The organism is Hydrogenophaga sp., from assembly GCF_011390835.1.
Taxonomy (GTDB): domain Bacteria; phylum Pseudomonadota; class Gammaproteobacteria; order Burkholderiales; family Burkholderiaceae_C; genus Hydrogenophaga.
Map to the genome: position 1 here is coordinate 1 of NZ_JAABRQ010000015.1, position 18,898 is coordinate 18,898.

An 18,898-nucleotide genomic window follows, 5' to 3' on the forward strand; every position below is an offset into this window, starting at 1 on the left:
CAGCCCATCGTGCGCGCCTGGAGTGTGAGCACGGTGCGCGTGCTCGATGAGCTCGGCCATGTGCTGGCCAGCGCACCGCCGCCCACGGAGCCGCACTTTGTCGCTACTCCCGGCATGAACGCATTGGTGACGCACTGGGCACAGCCCCTGCTGAAGCCCGAACTGCACGGCGTGAGCGGCGCCCGCGCCCTGACCGAGACCCGCGTCACCCACATCGAGCGCGACGCACTCAATCACGGCCAATGGCAGCTGCGCGCCGAGGACAGCGCCGGCGGTCAGGTCGTGCTCGGCGGCTTCGACCGCGTGGTCCTCGCGCAGCCCCATCTGCAAGCGCACGACCTGCTACTAGCCTCCGGCCATGCGCCGCATCTGCGCCAAGCGCTCGCGCCCGTGCAGGTGGCACCGTGCTGGACGCTGATGGTGGCCTACCCCAACGCGATGCAGCCCGGCCTGAGCCATTTCGGGCCGCAATGGAACGCCGCGCGCAGCACCCACCACCGCATCAGCTGGCTGGCGCGCGAAAATAGCAAACCCGCGCGCGAACGCGTCGAGCGCTGGACCATTCAGGCCAGCCCGGACTGGTCGACCAAACACCTGGAGGACGACGCCGAACGCGTCAAGGCCAAGCTGCTCAAGGGCTTCGCTGAAATCACCGGGATACGAGTCACGCCGGCCCACGCGGTAGTGCACCGCTGGCGCTTCGCGCAAACCCAGCAGCCGCTGGGCCGCCCCTTCATCTACGACGACGAACTGGGCATTGGCCTGTGCGGTGACTGGTGTTTGGGACACCGGGTGGAGGACGCGTTTGTGTCTGGTCTGGAAATGGCGCTGGCCATTGTTTGACGCCTCCCTGCGCTGCTTCTCGTCGCCCCACAAGGCGAGCTCACCTGCGGCCCAGCGAAGCCGGTTTCGCGTTGTGCGCTGAAAATGCCGCTGGCCTTGGAAGCTGTTGTCCACCGCCGACCTGATGCCCAACACGCCATGGATTGAACCGGTCTACAGAGGCCGTTTTGCACCCTCTCCCACTGGGCCTTTGCACGCCGGCTCACTGGTTGCCGCGCTCGCCAGCTGGCTGGACGCCCGCGCGCACGGCGGCGCCTGGCTGGTGCGCATGGAAGACGTGGATGCTCCGCGCTGTGTGCCGGGTTCCGATCGCCTCATCCTGGAGCAGCTCGCTGCCTGCGGCCTGGTCAGCGACGAGCCGGTGGTATGGCAGTCGCAGCGTGGCGCGCGCTACCAGGCTGCGCTGGACTGCCTGATGGCAAGCGGCCTCGCCTATCCCTGCGCCTGTTCGCGCAAAGATATCGAAATAGCGCGGCAAGCGTTGGGGCCGCCCCGCCAACGCCACCAGGCGGCTGTCTACCCGGGTACCTGTCGGCCCGAGCGCGGCGGCTTGCAAGGCCGCGCGCCGCGGGCTTGGCGCTTTCGCTTGCCTGAAGACGCCCGCGTACAGTGGGCCGATGCGCGGCTGGGCCCCCAGGCGCAGGACGTCGCCTCGACCGTCGGCGACTTTGTACTCCGGCGTGCCGACGGCTTGTGGGCCTACCAGCTCGCGGTGGTGGTGGACGACGCAGAACAAGGCATCACCCACGTAGTGCGTGGGGACGATCTGGCCGACAACACGGCGCGGCAGATCCTGCTGCAGCAAGCCCTGGGCTATGCCACGCCCTCGTACCGGCATGTGCCGCTGGTGCTCGCGGCCGATGGTGAAAAGCTCAGCAAACAACACGGCGCGCAGCCGCTGGACCTCAGCCATCCCCTGGACGCCCTGAGCCAGGCCGCGAGCCACCTGGGGCTCGCGCCCGCGCAGACCGATGTGGCCACAGCGCTGGCGGGATGGGTGAGCGCCTGGTCAGTGGCAGTCCCAGCGGCCCCATCCACTCGGCCCAGCGAGGCCTAGGACGACGGCATGAAACGATTTATCTTTCGGGGCTGGCTGGCACTGTGCCTGCTGGTGCTGGTGGTGCTGCTGGGTTGTTCGTCCAAGAGCGACCACGCTAATGCTCGGGTGGAGCGCGACATCACGCTGCAAAGTCAGGTTTTTTTCGATGCCTCGGGGCAGCTGACGGTGGACCAGATCGCACAGCGACCAGACACCGAGCTGCAGCCGCTCGATCACTACCAGTCGTTTGCACTCGGCGATGGCGCGCTCTGGCTGCGCCTGAATCTGCCGCCGGTGCTGCCGCCACAGGACTGGTACGTGTTGATGGACGCTTCGGCCTTCATCGACCGGGCCACGCTGTACCAGGGCGACAAGCTTGGTGGCTGGATCGCGCAGCAGGCGGGTGACCAGTTGCCCGTCTCGCAGTGGACGATTGCCGACCGGTCGCCGGTGTTTGCCATCGCTGCCGGGGCTGATCAGGCCGCGCTGTGGTTGCGGGTCGCCACCGGACCGGCTGCCCTCAACCCGAGGGTGTATGTGTTGAACGAAACCGCGCTGCAGCACAAACGCCACTGGACTTACCTGCTGCTCGGGGGCTACCTCGGCTTTGGTGTGCTGGTGATGTTTCTCGGGTGGGTGCACCTGCGCCTGTATCGCGACCGGTCGTTTGGCGCCTACGTGGTCTACGTGGGCTGCATGCTGGGCTTCCAGCTTTCCTTCACCGGCATCGGCGCCCTATTTTTCTGGCCCGACTGGGCCTGGTGGGCCAATGCCGCCCCTTCGGTGTTCATGCTCTGGCTCACCGCCTCGGGCATCTGGTTTGTGCGGGAGGTGTGCGCGGTGTCGCGGCACTCACCCCGGCTGGATCGTTATGTGCTCGCCTGGTGCGCCTTCGGCTTCCTGTACCCGGCGGTCTACCTCGCGCTGCTCAACGGACCCGCTTTCTTGGTGCTCAGCCTCTATGGTCTGTTGTCGGTGCTGCTCAGCATCGGCCTTTGCCTGTGGACCTGGCGCCGAGGTGAGCGCTACGCGGGCTGGATGTTGCTGGGCTTTCTGCCGGTGCACCTGGGCTATCCGTTTCCCGCGCTGCGCAGTGCCGGCCTGCTGCCCGACAGCTGGGCCACCCAGTACGCGGTGCTGATCGGCTCCTGCATCGAGATTCCGCTGCTGCTGTACATCCTGCACCGGCGAGCCAAGGAGTTCAGCGAGAACCAGGCACGCATGCGGGTGCTTGATCACACCGATCCGCTCACGGGCCTGACCACCAGCCTGGTGTTTCGCCTGCGCTTGCGCGATGCGATCCGCCGGGCGCGCCGCTACCACCAGCATTGCGGTCTGCTGCTGGTGGAACTGTGCAACCACAAGGAATTTGTGCTGTCCGAGGGGCGCGAAGCCGGGGACCGCGCGCTGGTGATTGCCGCCGCTCGACTGACCCGCGTGCTGCGCGACGTGGACACCGTCTGCCGGGTGGCCGACACCCGCTTTGCCGTACTGGTGGAAGGCCCGCAGACACCGGCCGACCTCAAGCTGCTCGCGCAGCACATGGTAGCCAAGGGGCTTGAACCCGCGTCGGTCCTGCCTGGGCAGGCCAGTCTGCGGTTCCGGCTGGTCAGCGCCCTGCAGCCCGGGCGCGTGCCAGGCATGGGCGAGGAACAGGACGAAGCCACCGAGGCCAACGGCATGCTGGCGCAGCTGCACATCGCGCTGGACCAGATGGCAACCACCGATGACCGGAAGATGGTGCAGCACCTCTGGGCAGACCCCGAACCCGCGCCACCGGGTCTCGCCTGAGCGGACACTGGCGCTCGGGCGCGACAGCCGCTCGTCCTACAATCGGCGGCCCCACGCAAGCCAAGCCCCCATGAGCTCCCCCACACCGCCACCTGATGGCGCCAAAGCCGCTTACCCGCCCGACAAGCCCTTCATGCGCGTGGTCAAAAGCTACGTGCTGCGAGCGGGGCGCACCGGCCCGGGCCAGGTGCGCGCCTACGCCCAGTTCGGTCCGCGCTTTCTGCTGGCCTATCAGGCGGACCAGCCGCTGGACGTCGCAGCGGCCTTCGGGCGCGACGCGCCGCTGATCCTGGAAATCGGTTTTGGCATGGGTGGCGCCACCGCGCAGATCGCCCAGGCGCGACCGCAGGACAACTTCCTCTGCTGCGAAGTGCACGAGCCCGGCGTGGGCGCGCTGCTCAAGCTGTGCGGCGAAGGCGGCATCGAGAACATCCGCATCCTGCGACACGACGCGGTCGAGGTGCTCGACCACATGCTGCCCGAAGCCAGCCTGGACGGTGTGCACGTGTTTTTTCCCGACCCCTGGCACAAGAGCCGCCACCACAAGCGCCGCCTGATCCAGGGGCCGTTCGTCAACCGCCTCGCCCGCCACCTCAAGCCGGGCGGCTACCTGCACCTGGCCACCGACTGGGAGCCATACGCCGAGCAGATGTACGCCGTGCTGCGCGCCGAACCGCTGCTGGTCAACACCGTCGCCGAGCCTGGCCCGCACGGCTGCGCGCCCAAGCCGGACTACCGGCCGCTGACCAAGTTCGAAAACCGCGGCCTCAAGCTCGGCCACGGCGTGTGGGACCTGGTGTTTCGCCGCATCTGAACAGCGCGACGCATGGCCTGAAGGCTCAGTCGGCCGCGGTGGCCACCTCGTCAGGACCCATCATCACATCGGCCGTCTTGCCGATGACCTTGCCACCGATGCGTGCGGTGCCCACCGCCGCGTCCACCACCAGCCCCGCCGTGCCAACCACGGCAGAGGCCGCCACGTCGGCCACCGCGAGCACGGTGCAGCCGGGCAGGACGAACGTGCACGCCAGCAGCAAGGCGATGCTGGCGCGCTGACATCCCACTGCGATGCGGGTGTGGAGAGATGATCGATGGGGTTGGTTCATGGCGTGTCGGCGAGCGTTTTGGGCCTGCGGCGCAGAATACCTGCTTTGCGCAACCGGCCTGTAACCATATCCTTCAAGGCGGTGCATTGCCCTTTCAGCCGAGACCCATGTCACGCTCCCCACGCTCTACTTCGATCCCGCCGCGACAGGGTGTGTCGGCCAGTTGCGTGTCCTTGCAGCCCCTGACGGCAGCGCCGTGGACGACCCTGCTCGACTTCTTGTGTCACCGAATGCCAACCGTCACTCGAGCCGATTGGGTCCTGCGGCTGGCGCAGGGCCAGGTGCTGGCGGAAAACGGCGACGCCTTGTCGCCAGACGCGCCCTACGCAGGTGGCACCCGGGTCTATTACTACCGGGATGTGCCCGACGAAACCCCCATCCCGTTCGAGGAAACGGTGCTGTACCAGGACGAGCACCTGGTGGTGGCCGACAAGCCGCACTTCCTGCCGGTCACCCCGGGTGGGCGCTACGTGCAGCAGTCGCTGCTGGTGCGTCTGCAACGCCGCCTCGGCCTGCCCCAGCTCGCGCCCCTGCACCGCATCGACCGTGAAACCGCCGGGCTGGTGCTGCTGGCGGTGCAGCCGGCCGAGCGTGGTGCCTACCACGCCCTGTTCAGCGGCCGCACCGTGGAGAAGACCTACGAGGCCATCGCGCCGCATGCCGAGCACGGCGTGTGGCCACACACCCGATGCAGCCACCTGACCGAGCACCCCACCGATTTTTTTCGCATGTGCGAAGCCGAGCACGGCGCCGCCAACAGCGAGACCACCATTCACTGGCTGGAGCGGCACGGTCCTTGGGCTCGCTACCGGCTGTTGCCGCGCACCGGCAAACGCCATCAGCTCAGGGTGCACATGATGGCCCTGGGCTTGCCGATCGCGGGCGACCAGCTCTACCCTCAGGTGCTGCACGGACCCGATGACGAAGAAAGTTTCGAGCGGCCGCTGTGCCTGCTGGCCCAGGCCATCGCCTTCACCGATCCGGTGACCGGCGAAGCTCGGCGATTCGAGAGCCGGCGCAGGCTGGACTGGCCTATCCCGGCAGTAGATCGGCCAGCAAGCGGCTGACGTGCACCGCTTCGCGCTGCGCACCGTCGTGGATCTGGTGGCGGCAGCTGGTGCCGTCGGCCACGACCACCGCATCGGGTTCGGCCCGCACCGCGGGCAACAGACTCAGTTCGGCCATCTGCATCGACACCTCGTGATGCGAGGCCTCATAGCCAAAGCTACCTGCCATGCCGCAACAGCTGCTTTCGATGAGTCGAGGCTTCGCCTCGGGGATCCAGCCCAGCACCGTGAGGATGGGTGAGACCGCGTCGAACGCCTTCTGGTGGCAGTGCCCGTGCAGCAGCAAGGGCCGGCCCAGCGGCTTCAATGAAGCCTTGAGCGCATCGAGCCGACCGGCCCGGTCTTCGCGAACCAGAAACTCTTCCAGCAGCATCGACTGCTCCGCGATCCGGTGCTCACCGGCGTTCAAGCCCATCACCAGCAGCTCGTCGCGCAGCGTCAGCAGGCACGAAGGCTCCAGACCGACGATGGCGATACCGCGCTCGGCAAACGGCAGCAGGCTTTGCACCACCTCGCGCGCCTTCTCTCGTGCCCGCTCCACCATGCCCGAGGCGAGATAGGTGCGGCCGCAACACAGGTGCTGGCCGTCGGGTTTCAGCTTGGTCGCCACGTGCACCGTGTAGCCCGCGGCCCGCAAGACCTTGACGGCTGCCTGCGCGTTGTCGGCTTCAAAGTAGCCATTGAATGTGTCGACGAACAGCACCACGCCGCGCTCGGCGGCCAGCACCTGCTCGCGGCTGGCGGTCTGGTGGGTCTGGCTGGGCTGGTTGAAGAAGTGCCGGCTTTGCCATTCGGGCAGGCTGCGCTGCGCCGAGAAGCCCAGCAGCTTTTCCGCCAGCTTGGCCAGCAGCAGCATGCGGTTTCGCAGGTTGAGCAGGGGCGCGAGGCGGGCCGCCGTGCGCGCGTAGTCGGGCAGCTGCGCGACCAGCCGGTCTTTCAGGGTGAAGCCGTGTTTCGCCTTGTAGTGGTGCAGAAACTCGACCTTCATCTTGGCCATGTCCACGCCGGTGGGGCAATCGCGTTTGCAGCCTTTGCAGCCCACACACAGGTCCATCGCCTCCATCACCACCTCGCTGGTGAGCGCGTCCTGGCCCGCCAGGCCTTCAATCTGTCCGCTGAGTGCCAGACGCAAGGTGTTGGCGCGGCCTCGCGTGAGGTGCTTTTCATCGCGCGTCACGCGGTAGCTTGGGCACATGGTGCCGGCGTCGAACTTGCGGCAGTGGCCGTTGTTGTTGCACATCTCCACCGCCTTGGCCAGCCCCAGCGCCGGGTCACCGCCCGTACCCGGTTCGGAGGTCTGCTCGGTCACGGGGTCGTTCTGCACGTCCCAGGCGCGCCAGTCCAGCACCGGCTGGATCGGCACCACCTTGTAGGTGGGCGGGAAGCGCATCAGGCTCGCGTCGTCCATCTTCGGCGGATCCACCATGCGGTTGGGTGAAAACAGGCCTTCCGGGTCCAGCCGGGTCTTGATGCGCGCAAATGCCTCGTTGATGCGCGGACCAAACTGCCACTCGACCCACTCGCCGCGGCACAAGCCGTCGCCGTGCTCGCCGCTGTAGGCGCCCTTGTATTTGCGCACCAGCTCGCTGGCCTCCTCGGCGATCGCGCGCATCTTGCTCGCGCCATCGCGGCGCATGTCGAGAATGGGCCGCACGTGCAGCGTGCCGACCGAGGCATGCGCGTACCAGGTGCCGCGGCTGCCGTGCCGGTGAAACACCTCGGTGAGCGCATCGGTGTATTCGGCCAGGTGCACCAGCGGCACCGCACAGTCTTCGATGAAGCTCACCGGCTTGCCGTCGCCCCGCAGGCTCATCATGATGTTGAGACCTGCCTTGCGCACTTCCCACAGGTTTTTCTGCGGCGCATCGTCCACCATCTCGACCACGCTGCCGGGCAGACCCAGCTCGCCCATGAGATCCACCAGTTCGCGCAGCTTGTGCGTGAGGTCGGCCTTGCTGGCCCCCGAGAATTCCACCAGCAACACCGCTGCAGGCTTGCCGCCGTTGATGTGGGGCGAGAGCGCGGTGCGGATGGTGGGCGCAAACGCGGGGTTCTTGAGCGAGAGCTCGATCATGGTGCGGTCGACCAGCTCCACCGCGCTCAGGCACCCGCCGCTCATGCCTTCGCCCAGCTTGACGATGTGCTGCGCGCTGTCCATCGCCTGGTAGAAGGTGGGGAAGTTCACCACGCCGAGCACCTTGGCACGCGGCAGCTCGGACAGGCGCAAGGTGAGCGAACGGGTGAGTGCCAGCGTGCCTTCGCTGCCCACCAGCAGATGGGCCAGATTGACCGAGCCGTCTGCGTTGTAAGGCTTCTGATTCTGGTTGCGGAAGATGTCGAGGTTGTAGCCCGCTACCCGGCGCAACACCTTGGGCCAGCGTGCATCGATCTCGTCGGCGTGTTCCATCGCCAGGTCGCGCACGAAGTCGCCAATGGCCAATGCATCCGGCGAGGCCTGGCTGTAAGCGCCGAATTCAACCAGGCTGCCGTCGGCCATCCAGGCCTCGGCACCCAACACGTTGTGAACCATGTTGCCGTAGGCGATGGAGCGGCTGCCGCAGGAGTTGTTGCCCGCCATGCCACCCAGCGTGGCCTGCGCACTGGTGGAGACGTCCACCGGGTACCACAGGCCATGGGGCTTGAGCTGCGCATTGAGGTGATCGAGCACCAGACCCGGCTCCACCTTGGCGGTGCGCTCGGCGGGGTTGACATCGAGCACGCGGCGCATGTGCTGGCTGTGGTCGATCACCAGCCCGGCGCCCACGGTCTGGCCGCACTGGCTGGTGCCGCCGCCGCGCGGGACGATGGGCACCGAAAGATCGCGGCAGATGTCAATCGCCAGGCGCACATCGGCCGCGTCTGTGGGCACGAACACGCCCACCGGCATCTGCTGGTAGATTGAGGCATCGGTGGCGTAGCGGCCCCGATCTGCGGGGCTGAACAAGACTTCGCCCCGGGTCTGCACCGACAGGCGTTTGGCCAGTTTGCCCGCGACTTCGTTGCTCACACCGGCTACCCGGTCGTACATCGCCTCGGGGGCATCTCGGGTCACATTCAGAGGCAGAGGGGCATTCATTCGGCTTTTCCTTGAGGACTGGCGGTCCCGGTTTCCAACGCTCGCAGCTGCTCCATCACCACGTCGCGCTTGTTGTTCAGGTGTTTGAGCAACACGCGGCTCAGGGCGGCGCTGTCGCGGACCTCCAGCGCCTGAATCATGGCTTCATGCTCCTGCATCGCGCGGCGCCATTTTTCGCCATCCTGGTTGGAACGAAACCGCAGCGCCTGCAAGCGCGCATTGACCTGGTTGTAGGTACTGGTGAGCACCGGGTTCTTGGCCGCGAGGTTCATGCGATGGTGGATGGCGGCGTTGAGCTGGTAGTAGGCCGAGAGGTCTCGCCGGGTATATGCCGCCATCATTTCAAAGTGCAAAGCCTTGATCTCGGACAGTTCGGCTTCGGTCACCCGCTGCGCCGCGAGTTCGCCGGACAGGGCCTCCAGCCCGGCCATCACCTCGAAGGTGTCGCGCACCGAGGCTTCGCTGAGCTGCACCGCCACCGAGCCGCGGTTGGGCAGCAACTCCACCAGGCCCTCGGCGGCCAGCATCTTGATGGCCTCTCGCAGGGGGGTGCGTGAAATGCGCAGTTCTTCGCACAAGGCGCGCTCGTTGAGTTTGGCACCGGGCGCAATGCGGCCCTCGACCAGCATCTGGCGCAGTCGGCGCGCCACCTGCTCGTGCAACACCGGACGCTCGATGGACAAGATTTCTGCGGTCATGCAATCAATTCTGTATGCAAAAAAGAATCGCTTTCAGGTCCATTCTAGGGTGTTCGCCCTTGACATTTGTATTTTGAATACAAAAAATGGGGACACTCAAGAAAGGTCTCTCCGCATGCTGACGACGAACGCACACCCGACCGGCCGCCACTTCCTGCAAATCCCGGGTCCCTCGCCGGTCCCCGACCGCATCTTGCGCGCCATCAGCTCGCCCACCATCGACCACCGCGGCCCGGAGTTTGGCCGCCTAGGCCTCAAGGTGCTGGCCGACATGCAGGCCATCTTCAAGACCCAGCACCCGGTGATGATTTACCCGGCCTCGGGCACAGGCGCCTGGGAAGCCGCCCTGGTCAACACGCTGAACGCGGGCGACCATGTGCTGATGTACGAGACTGGTCATTTCGCCTTTCTGTGGAACCGGCTCGCCACCCAGCTCGGCCTGAAGACCGAGGTGCTGAGCCTGCCCGGCCTGGAAGGCTGGCGCCACGGCGTGCAGGCCGACCTGATCGAGCAGCGCCTGAAGGCCGACAGCGGCCACAGCATCAAGGCCGTGTGCGTGGTGCACAACGAGACCTCCACCGGCGTGACCAGCGACATCGCCGCCGTGCGCCGTGCGATCGATGCGGCAAAACACCCGGCCCTGCTGCTGGTCGACACCATCTCGGGGCTGGCTGGCGCTGACTACCAGCACGACGCGTGGGGCATCGATGTGTCCATCAGCGGATCGCAAAAGGGCTTGATGCTGCCTCCAGGCATCAGCTTCAACGCGCTGTCGCCAAAAGCGATCGAGGCCAGCAAGGCCTGCAAGACGCCGCGCAGCTACTGGGGCTGGGGCGAAATGATCGAGATGAACAAGACAGGCTACTGGCCGTCCACCCCCAACACCAACCTGCTGTACGGCCTGAGCGAAGCCTGCGACATGCTGCTGGCAGACGGGATGGAGAACGTCTTCGCCCGCCACCAACGCTGGGCTGCGGGTGTGCGCGCTGCGGTCAACGCCTGGGGGCTGCCGATCCAGTGCGCCGACGCCGCCGTGTATTCGCCCATCCTCACCGGCGTGATGACACCCGAAGGCGTCGATGCGGATGCCGTGCGCAAGGTGATTTACGAGCGTTTCGACTGCTCGCTGGGCACCGGCCTGGGCAAGGTCAAAGGCCGCATGTTCCGCATCGGCCACCTCGGCGACAGCAACGATTTGACCCTGATCGCCACGGTCGCGGGCTGCGAAATGGGCTTGCAACTGGCCGGTGTGAAGCTCGCCGGATCGGGCGTGCAGGCCATCATGAACCACTTCAGCAGCCACCCCGGCGGCCTGCTGAAGGCCTGATCACCATCATGTTTCCGTGCCCCGTGTTGTCCGCGCACGAGGCACCCTTTTCCAGCGGACACTCAACACAAGGAGACAGCCATGCAAGCCCCTACCCTCAAGTTCCCGACCTTAGCCGGTCCCCTGCGCCAGGTGACGGTTGCTGCCATTCTGGGTGCCAGCACGCTGTTGCTCGGCACCGGCATGGCCCATGCCCAGGTCGAGATCAAGCTAGGCCACGTCGGCGGCCCGGGTTCGCTGTTCGAGCGCTCGGCCAACGAGTACGCGCGCCTGGCCAATGAGCGCCTGGGCACAAAGGGCAAGGTGGTGGTGTTTGGCTCCAGCCAGCTGGGCAGCGATGCCGAGATGATGCAGAAGCTGCGCCTGGGCACCCTGGAAATGGCGCTGCCTTCGTCTGTGATGTCATCGACCGTGCCAGCCTTCGGCATGTTCGAAATGCCCTACCTGGTCAAAAACCGCGATCACATGAAAAAGATCGAGTCGGATGTGCTACGCCCGACTTTGCTGCCCCAGGCCGAAGAAAAGGGCTACAAGATCCTCGGGGTGTGGGAGAACGGATTCAGGCACATCACGAACAACGTCAAACCTGTAGTCAAGCCAGAAGACCTCGCGGGCATGAAGCTGCGCACACCCAAGGGTGTGTGGCGGGTCAAGATGTTCCAAGCCTATGGTGCAAATCCCTCGCCCATGGCCCTGTCTGAAGTCTTCGTGGCGCTGCAGACCGGCGTGATGGACGGACAGGAAAACCCGCTGACACAGATCTACTCGTCCAAGTTCCAGGAAGTGCAGAAGTTCCTGTCCATGACGGGCCACGTCTACACACCAGCCTATCTCACCGCGGGCGCACGCAAGTTCGGCACCCTGCCCGCCGACGTGCGCGAGATTTTGGAGAAGACCGCGCGCGATGTGCAGCCCTATGTCTACAAGACCGCAGCCGAGCTTGACGGCGAGCTGGTGGACAAGATCAAGGCAGCAGGTGTCAAAGTGAACGAGGCCGACAAGAACGCCTTCATCGCTGCGAGCAAGACGGTCTATGAAGAATTCGGCAAGGAAGTGCCAGGCGGCGCCGAGCTGGTCAACAAGGCAGTGGCCCTGGGCGCTGGTTTCTGAGCCCTGCGCTTGCCCGTCCATGCGCTGCGATGCGGCGCATGGACGCTCATTTTTACCCGCTGGCCGCGCCAGCCCCCGAGGATGATTCACTGTGTTCTTCACTCTGAGAACCGCGTTTGATCGCGCGCTGACGGCGTTCGTCATCTTGCTGCTGGCCTCGCTTGCCGTCATCGTCCTGATGGGGGTGACCTACCGAAAACTCGGCATCTCCATGGTCTGGTACGACGAGGTCGCGTCCATCGCGCTGGCCTGGCTCACCTACTACGGCGCGGCGCTGGCGGCGCTCAAGCGGGCGCACATCGGCTTTCCTGGGCTGGTCAATGCGATGCAGCCAATGCTACGCGTGCCCGTGGTACTGCTAGGCGAGGTGGTTGTGATCGGCTTCTTTGCCGTGCTCGCCTGGTACGGTTTTCAGGTGCTGGTGATTCTGGAAGGTGACGGCATGGTCAGCCTGCCCTGGGTGCCCACACGCTTGACCCAGTCGGTCATCCCCATTGGGGCGTTGCTGTTCATCCTGGCCCAGCTGTTCAGCTTGCCGGAACTGCTGGCCCAGGCACGCGGCGCAGGTGTGATCGACGCAGAGAAGCAGGAAATGCAGAAAGAACTTGAGAGGGCTCTTCAGAAATGACCGCCATCCTCATGTTCGTGGGCCTGCTGGCCCTCATCCTGATCAACGTACCGATCGGCATTTCCCTGGGCGTGGTGGCCATGGTGGCCATGGTGTTGCATAGTGGAACCGACGCCTTACTGAGCGCGGCCATCACCATGTTTTCGGGTGCCACCAGCTTCCCGCTGCTGGCGATCCCGCTATTCATCTTGGCCGGCGCCATCATGAATTCGTCCAGCCTGTCGCGGCGCCTCATCGCGTTCGCCTCGGCGCTGTTCGGCTTCATCAAGGGGGGTCTGGCGATGGTGAACATCGGCACATCGCTGTTCTTCGCCGAAATATCAGGCTCTGCCGTGGCCGACGTGGCCGCCATGGGATCGATCCTGATCCCGGCCATGAAGAAGAAGGGCTACCCGAAGGAATTCGCAGCCGCCGTTACCTCGTCATCAGCCACGCTGGCCATCATCATCCCGCCCTCCATCCCCATGATTCTCTATGCGGTGATGGCAGAGGCATCGGTGGTGCAAATTTTCGTGGCTGGCATCATTCCGGGCATCATGGGCGGCGGCGGCATGATGGCATTGGCTTACTGGTACGCCAAGCGCTACAACTACCCCGTCGAAGAGGTGTTCAGCTGGAAGAAGCTGTGGTCTACCTTCAAAGACGCAGCCTGGGCCTTCCTGCTGCCGATGATCATCCTGGGCGGCATCTTTGGTGGCGTGGTCACCGCCACCGAGGGCGCCGCGCTCGCGGTGCTCGCTGCGCTCTTCATCGGCGGTGTGATCTACCGCGAACTCAACCTCAAGCACCTCTACGAGTGCATGGTGGAAGGCGGCATCCAGACCGCAGTGGTGATGCTGCTGGTGGCCGCTTCTGCCCTGCTGGGAAGTCTGCTGACCGAGCAGCAAATGCCCCAGCAACTAGCCTCCTGGATTTCGGCACTCACCGACAACCGCTACGCGGTGCTCGCCATCCTCAACATATTTTTCCTGATGGTGGGTCTGTTCCTACACTCGGCCGCGGCCATCATCCTGGTGGTGCCGATCGTCATGCCACTGGTGAAGGCCGTCGGCATCGATCCGGTCCACTTCGGCCTGATCGTCACGCTCAACCTGGGCATCGGCCAGCAGACACCGCCCGTGGCCAGTGTGCTCATGACCGCATGCTCCATCGCCAAGGCCGACATGTGGAAGGTGACCCGCGTCAACCTGCCCTTCATCGGTATCCTGGTGGCGCTGCTGCTCATGGTCACCTACATCCCGGCGATCCCGATGTTCCTGGTGGAGTACTTCTACCGTTGAACCCACTCGGCAACGCGGCGCCTCTTCCTCGCAAGGCTTAGACCATGAGTTCAGACACTGGTGAAGTGAGCTTGGTCATTGAGGCCGACGTGGCCTCGGTGACCTTCAACCGGCCCCAGGCGCGCAACGCCATGACCTGGCCCATGTACGAGCAGCTGGTGGCCATCGCGCGACAGCTGACAAGCGACCGCGACGTGAAGGCAGTGGTGTTCCGCGGCGAAGGCGGCCAGGCGTTTGTGGCCGGCACCGACATTGAACAGTTCACCCAGTTCCAGTCTGCCGACGACGGCGTGGCCTACGAGCGCCAGATCGAGGCCTGCATAGAACTGCTGGGCGAATTGCCCCAGCCCACCGTGGCCGTCATCGAAGGCTGGGCCGTGGGTGGCGGCCTGGCGATCGCCACCGCCTGCGACTTCCGCCTGGCCACGCCGGGCACGCGCCTGGGCGTGCCCATCGCCAAAACGCTGGGTAACTGCCTGTCCCTGGCCAACGTGGCGCGCCTGCGTGCCGCCTTCGGCCACCAGCGCGTCAAGCGCATGCTGATGCTGGCCGAGTTCATTCAGGCTGAAGAGGCGCTGGCCTGTGGCTACCTGCACCAAGTGGTGGCGGCAGATCACATCGCCGCCGCCACCGCCGAACTGGTCCAGCAGCTGGGCGCGCTGGCCCCCATCACCCAGCGCGTGAGCAAGGTGGCGCTGGCGCGGCTGATCACACAAGACCTGCCTGTGGCCGATGACCTCATTCGTGCGGCCTACGGCAGTCAGGACTTTCACGAAGGGGTGCAGGCCTTTGTGGCCCGGCGCCCTCCCGTCTGGAGCGGCCAATGAAGCCGGCTACAACGCCGCGCAGCGGCCCACTGGGCGGCCTGCGGGTGCTGGAGATCGCGCAGATCATGTCCGGCCCGACCTGCGGCCTTTTGCTGGCTGACATGGGAGCCGACGTAGTGAAGCTTGAAAAGCTGGAAGGCGGCGACGATGCGCGCGGCTACCGCGACCCGCAAGTGAACGGCGTCTCAGCGCCATTCATGATGATGAACCGCAACAAGCGCGGCCTGGCGCTCGACCTCAAGCACGCCGAGGGGCGCGCCCTGTTGCTGCGCATGGTGAAACACGCCGATGTGCTGGTGGAAAACTTCCGCGGTGGCACCATGGACAAGCTGGGCCTGGGCTACGAAACGCTCAAGGCAGAAAACCCGGGGCTGATCTACTGCGCCATCAGCGGCTACGGGCGCACCGGTCCCTACGCCGACAAAGGGGGCTTCGACCTCATCGCGCAAGGCTTCGCTGGTCTGATGTCGATCACTGGCGAGCCGGGCCGCCCGCCCGCGAAAAGCGGCAGCGCGGTGTCGGACATGAACGCCGGCATCCTGGGCGCACTCGGCATCCTAGCCGCCTACATCCACAAGCTCAAGACCGGCGAAGGTCAGCTGGTCGACACTTCGCTGGCCGACGCGGCACTGCAACAGACCTACTGGCACGCTGCGGTCTGGTTCGCCACACAACAAACGCCACAGCCCACAGGCTCGGCCCACATCCTCACCGCGCCCTACCAGGCCTTCGAGGCCAGCGACGGCTGGATCAACATTGGGGGTGCCAACCAGGCCAACTGGGAGCGCATCTGCACGGTGCTGGGTCACCCGGAGTGGCGCGAAGACCCGCGCTTCGCCACCAACCGAGACCGCATGGCGCACCGCGAAACGCTGGTGGATTTGATGAATGACGTGGTGCGCCAGCGCACGAGAGCCACGTGGCAGGCCGCGTTCGACGCCGCAGGCGTCCCCGCCGGCCCGGTGCACACCATCGGCGAAGCGCTGTCTCACCCGCAGACGCTGGCGCGCCACATGGTGCTGGAACTGGAGCACCCAGAGGCAGGTACCACTCACGCCATCGGCTGCCCGATCCAGTTCTCCGCCACGCCGACCGACAGCCGCGCACCAGCCCCGTTACTGGGTCAGCACACCCGCGAGCTGCTGGCCGAATACGGACTCGCCGATGACGAGATCAGCGCGCTGATTGAGCGCGGCGTCGTTGCGCAGGCCGACTGAGCGACCCACTCACCCCGCCTCAGACCCGTTCGGCCACCCACGCTTGCACAGACGCCAGCGCCTGAGGCAGGGCGCTCGCATCGGTGCCACCAGCCATTGCCATGTCAGGCTTGCCGCCGCCTTTACCGCCAACCTGCTGCGCGACAAAATTGACCAGCTCGCCGGCCTTCACTTTGCCCACGCTGTCGGCGGTCACTCCTGCAGCGATCTGCACCTTGTCACCGTCCACCGCGGCCAGCACGATGGCGGCTGTTTTCAGCTTGTCTTTCAATTTGTCCATGGTCTCGCGCAGGCCCTTGGCATCGGCTCCCGGCAGGAGCACAGCCAGCACTTTGAGGCCTTTGACCTCCACCGCCTGGTTTACCAGCTCCTCACCCTGGGCCGACGCCAGCCGGCTCTTGAGCGCGCCCATTTCTTTTTCCAGGTCGCGCATCTGCTCCAGCAAGGCGCCGACACGCGCCGGCACTTCGTGCGGCGTCACCTTGAGCGTGCCCGCCACACCACCCAGCGTGGTTTCCATGCCCTGCACATAGCTCAGCGCGTTCAGACCGGTGACCGCTTCCACGCGGCGCACACCCGCAGCCACTCCCCCCTCGGCGGTGATGGTGAAGAAGCCGATATCGCCGGTGCGGGCCACGTGCGTGCCGCCACAGAGTTCGCGGCTGCTGCCAATGTCGAGCACGCGCACGGTCTCGCCGTACTTCTCACCAAACAACATCACAGCCCCGGTCTTCTGCGCGGCGTCGATGTCCATCACGCGCGCCTGGGTGGCCGCGTTGGCCACGATCTCGGCGTTGACCCGCTGCTCGATCTCGCGGATCTGCGCGTCGGTCACCGGCGCGTTGTGGGTGAAGTCAAAGCGCGTCTTGTCGGCGTCGACCAGGCTGCCCTTTTGCTGCACATGGCCGCCCAGCACTTCGCGCAGCGCTTTGTGCATGAGGTGGGTGACCGAGTGGTTGCGCATGGTGGCGCCGCGCTGCTCGGTGTTCACCTGTGCGCTCACCGCATCTCCCACGGCAAGCGTGCCCTGCTCCAGCGTGCCGTGGTGGCCAAACACGTCGGACTTGATCTTCTGCGTGTCTCCGACGGCGAAGGTGGCGGTTGGCGTGCGGATCGCGCCCTCGTCGCCCACCTGACCACCGCTCTCAGCGTAAAACGGTGTGGCGTCCAGCACCACCACGCCCTGCTGGCCGCTCTTGAGCTCCGCCACCGGGGTGCCGTCGAGGTACAGCGCCACCACCTTGGCCGGCGTTTCGAGCTTATCGTAGCCCACAAAGGTGTTGCCAGCACCGCTGTACTCCAGCGCCTTGTCCATCTTGAACTTGCCGGCTGCGCGGCCAGCGGCTTTTTGCTTATCCATGGCGGCACGGAAGCCCGCTTCATCCACCGTCAAGCCGCGTTCACGACACACATCCGCCGACAGATCGAGCGGGAAACCGTAGGTGTCGTGAAGCTTGAAAGCCACTTCGCCGGGAAGCTGTTTCACGCCCCCCGCCAGCGAGCCGTCCAGGATTTCCATGCCAGTGGCCAAGGTCTCGAAGAAGCGCTCTTCTTCGGTTTTGAGCACGTCGGTGATGCGCTGCTCCTGCGCCGCCAGGCTCGGATAGGCCTCACCCATGAGCCTCACCAGATCAGCGACCAGCTTGTGGAAAAACGGTGTCTTCTTGCCCAGCTTGTAACCGTGGCGGATCGCGCGGCGCACGATGCGGCGCTGCACATAACCCCGACCTTCGTTGCTTGGGATCACGCCGTCGCTCACCAGGAAGGCGGTTGCGCGGATGTGGTCGGCGATCACCTTCAGCGAGGGGTTGGCCAGATCGCTGCAACCGGTCTCGCGAGCAGCGGCCTTGATAAGCGCATCGAAGATGTCGATTTCGTAGTTGCTGTGCACATGTTGCAGGATGGCCGCCAGGCGCTCCAGTCCCATGCCGGTGTCCACGCAGGGCGCAGGCAGCGGCTTGACCGAGCCGTCTTCGGCCATGTCGAACTGCATGAACACGTTGTTCCAGATTTCGATGAAGCGGTCGCCGTCTTCATCCGGGCTGCCGGGCGGGCCACCGGGGATGTGCGGGCCGTGGTCATAGAAGATCTCGCTGCAGGGGCCGCAGGGGCCGGTATCGGCCATCATCCAGAAGTTGTCGCTCTTGTAGCGCCCGCCCTTGTTGTCGCCGATGCGGATCACGCGCTCGGGCGGCAGGCCGATTTCCTTGGTCCAGATGTCGTAGGCCTCGTCGTCCTCTTCGTACACCGTGGCCAACAGGCGCTCGGGCGGCAGCTTGTAGACCTCGGTGAGCAGCTCCCAGGCCCATTTCAGCGACTCGCGCTTGAAGTAGTCACCGAACGACCAGTTGCCCAGCATCTCGAAGAAGGTGTGGTGACGTGCGGTGTAGCCCACGTTTTCCAGGTCGTTGTGCTTGCCACCGGCTCTCAGGCAGGCCTGCACCGACGCGGCGCGCACGTAGGGGCGCTTGTCGGTGCCGAGGAACACGTCCTTGAACTGCACCATGCCCGAGTTGGTGAACATCAGCGTGGGGTCGTTACCGGGCACCAGACCGCTGGAGGCCACCACGGTATGGCCCTTGGAGGCAAAGAAGTCCAGAAAGGTCTTGCGGATGTCGGCAACGGTGGCCACAGGGGCGGTGACGGTTTCGGGGCGGGTCATGATGGCCTTGGGTGGGTTCGGATCGGTCAGGGCGGGTGCTCAGCAGGTCGGGCACCAAACCTCCTATTTTCCAACACTTCCGCGGTCGACCCCAGCGCGACCGGCTCCGGCTTGCGCCCTCATTGGCCCTGGCGACCCGGTCGCTGGCGGCTCTGCAGTCACAGCAGCAAAGGGCTATGCTTCCCCATGACGTGAAACGTGGCCCGCTGGCGACCTTCACAGCACCC

General features: G+C 65.4%; 15 protein-coding genes. 11 read left to right on the top strand and 4 right to left on the bottom strand.

From position 1 onward, the window contains the following. From GPT34_RS10320 to trmB, 4 genes are all read left to right on the top strand, one after another. Positions 1-843, top strand: an 843-nt coding sequence (locus GPT34_RS10320; protein ID WP_291011877.1) for an amine oxidase, incomplete at its 5' end; no start/stop codon positions are given. 124 nt (positions 844-967) lie between these two features. Beyond that, positions 968-1,900 (top strand): tRNA glutamyl-Q(34) synthetase GluQRS, encoded by a 933-nt coding sequence (gene gluQRS / locus GPT34_RS10325; RefSeq protein ID WP_291012079.1) that lies wholly within the window; start codon positions 968-970, stop codon positions 1,898-1,900. A gap of 9 nt (positions 1,901-1,909) precedes the next feature. Next, on the top strand, positions 1,910-3,673 hold the full coding sequence (locus GPT34_RS10330; RefSeq protein ID WP_291011880.1) for a 7TM diverse intracellular signaling domain-containing protein: 1,764 nt from the start codon (positions 1,910-1,912) through the stop codon (positions 3,671-3,673). A gap of 70 nt (positions 3,674-3,743) precedes the next feature. Continuing rightward, complete coding sequence (trmB, locus tag GPT34_RS10335) at positions 3,744-4,487, top strand: tRNA (guanosine(46)-N7)-methyltransferase TrmB (RefSeq protein ID WP_291011883.1); 744 nt, start codon at positions 3,744-3,746, stop codon at positions 4,485-4,487. A gap of 25 nt (positions 4,488-4,512) precedes the next feature. Here the strand turns inward: trmB and GPT34_RS10340 are convergent, their stop codons facing one another. Beyond that, positions 4,513-4,779 (bottom strand): hypothetical protein, encoded by a 267-nt coding sequence (locus GPT34_RS10340; RefSeq protein ID WP_291011886.1) that lies wholly within the window; start codon positions 4,777-4,779, stop codon positions 4,513-4,515. A 230-nt stretch (positions 4,780-5,009) separates the two neighbouring features. Between GPT34_RS10340 and GPT34_RS10345 the strand changes: the two genes are divergently transcribed. Further along, positions 5,010-5,846 carry a pseudouridine synthase gene (locus tag GPT34_RS10345; protein WP_363356728.1) on the top strand — a complete coding sequence of 279 codons (837 nt, stop codon included), beginning with the start codon at positions 5,010-5,012 and terminating at the stop codon, positions 5,844-5,846. Here GPT34_RS10345 and GPT34_RS10350 read toward each other — a convergent pair. Both GPT34_RS10350 and GPT34_RS10355 read right to left on the bottom strand, forming a co-directional pair. Further along, the gene (locus GPT34_RS10350; RefSeq protein WP_291012081.1) at positions 5,812-8,874 is read right to left on the bottom strand and encodes an FAD-binding and (Fe-S)-binding domain-containing protein; all 3,063 of its coding nucleotides are present in this window, start codon (positions 8,872-8,874) and stop codon (positions 5,812-5,814) included. The two genes, GPT34_RS10345 and GPT34_RS10350, sit on opposite strands and share 35 nt — an antisense overlap. A gap of 44 nt (positions 8,875-8,918) precedes the next feature. Next, on the bottom strand, positions 8,919-9,620 hold the full coding sequence (locus GPT34_RS10355) for a GntR family transcriptional regulator (RefSeq protein WP_291011892.1): 702 nt from the start codon (positions 9,618-9,620) through the stop codon (positions 8,919-8,921). A gap of 115 nt (positions 9,621-9,735) precedes the next feature. Between GPT34_RS10355 and GPT34_RS10360 the strand changes: the two genes are divergently transcribed. From GPT34_RS10360 to GPT34_RS10385, 6 genes are all read left to right on the top strand, one after another. Beyond that, positions 9,736-10,947, top strand: coding sequence for an aminotransferase class V-fold PLP-dependent enzyme (locus GPT34_RS10360; RefSeq protein WP_291011895.1), 1,212 nt, complete (start codon positions 9,736-9,738; stop codon positions 10,945-10,947). 81 nt (positions 10,948-11,028) lie between these two features. Continuing rightward, on the top strand, positions 11,029-12,057 hold the full coding sequence (locus tag GPT34_RS10365; RefSeq protein ID WP_291011898.1) for a TRAP transporter substrate-binding protein: 1,029 nt from the start codon (positions 11,029-11,031) through the stop codon (positions 12,055-12,057). Between the two features lie 91 nt (positions 12,058-12,148). Continuing rightward, positions 12,149-12,685: a TRAP transporter small permease gene (locus tag GPT34_RS10370; protein WP_291011901.1), complete on the top strand. Its 537-nt coding sequence runs from the start codon at positions 12,149-12,151 to the stop codon at positions 12,683-12,685. Continuing rightward, positions 12,682-13,965: a TRAP transporter large permease gene (locus tag GPT34_RS10375; RefSeq protein ID WP_291011904.1), complete on the top strand. Its 1,284-nt coding sequence runs from the start codon at positions 12,682-12,684 to the stop codon at positions 13,963-13,965. Before GPT34_RS10370 ends, GPT34_RS10375 begins: the two co-directional genes overlap by 4 nt. A 44-nt stretch (positions 13,966-14,009) precedes the next feature. After that, entirely contained in the window at positions 14,010-14,792 is a 783-nt protein-coding gene (locus GPT34_RS10380; protein ID WP_291011906.1) for an enoyl-CoA hydratase/isomerase family protein, read from the top strand. Further along, positions 14,789-16,009, top strand: coding sequence for a CoA transferase (locus tag GPT34_RS10385; RefSeq protein ID WP_291011908.1), 1,221 nt, complete (start codon positions 14,789-14,791; stop codon positions 16,007-16,009). The genes GPT34_RS10380 and GPT34_RS10385 overlap by 4 nt, the downstream gene beginning before the upstream one ends. 19 nt (positions 16,010-16,028) lie before the next feature. Here GPT34_RS10385 and alaS read toward each other — a convergent pair whose 3' ends face one another. Continuing rightward, complete coding sequence (gene alaS, locus GPT34_RS10390; RefSeq protein WP_291011910.1) at positions 16,029-18,671, bottom strand: alanine--tRNA ligase; 2,643 nt, start codon at positions 18,669-18,671, stop codon at positions 16,029-16,031. Between the last annotated feature and the right edge of the window lie 227 nt (positions 18,672-18,898).